The sequence below is a fragment of the Streptomyces sparsogenes subsp. cuspidosporus genome, assembly GCF_039532705.1.
GTDB lineage: Bacteria > Actinomycetota > Actinomycetes > Streptomycetales > Streptomycetaceae > Streptomyces > Streptomyces sparsogenes.
Genome location: NZ_BAAASD010000187.1, coordinates 1 through 500, shown reverse-complemented (window position 1 = coordinate 500; position 500 = coordinate 1). Strand labels below are relative to the sequence as shown.

Genomic DNA, 500 nt, shown 5'->3' with positions numbered 1-500 from the left:
CAGGCCTCGCCCCAGTCGGCCGCCGAGGGCGAGTCCGCCTCCAGGAGCGGACGCAGGGCGCGGTCGATCTCGCCCATCTGACCGCCGCAGCGGAGCGTGTTGTGGACCGCGAACGACCAGCGGTAGTTGCCGGGGAAGTACTCGTACACGATGGACACTCCTCGGTTCTGGGAGGGCGAGCGGATCAGAGGACGACCTGGGGATTGACCGGCGAGCCGACCGCGTACGTGATCGGCAGCGGCGGCGCGCTGAACAGGAACTCCCGGCGCCCGATCTCCGCACACCGGGTGCCGAGACCCTCGAGGTCGAAGATCTCGCCGACCCACAGACCCATGTAGACGATCAGGATGATGTGCAGGGGCTGGAAGACGTCCTTCGTCTCGTTCGGGAGGACCTCCATCCCCCAGGTGTCGGTGGCCACCCCGGCGACGTCGTGCTCGTGCAGCCACTCCGGCGCGGAGAGCCCCAGGCCGGGGGCGTCGCCGCCGGCGTAGTCCTCC

At 69.8% G+C, this 500-nt stretch carries 1 protein-coding gene; it reads right to left on the bottom strand.

The window, feature by feature from the left end:
- Window positions 1–184: 184 nt before the first annotated feature.
- On the bottom strand, window positions 185–500 hold a 316-nt coding region (locus tag ABFY07_RS43005), incomplete at its 5' end, for a cyclase family protein (RefSeq protein WP_479685642.1).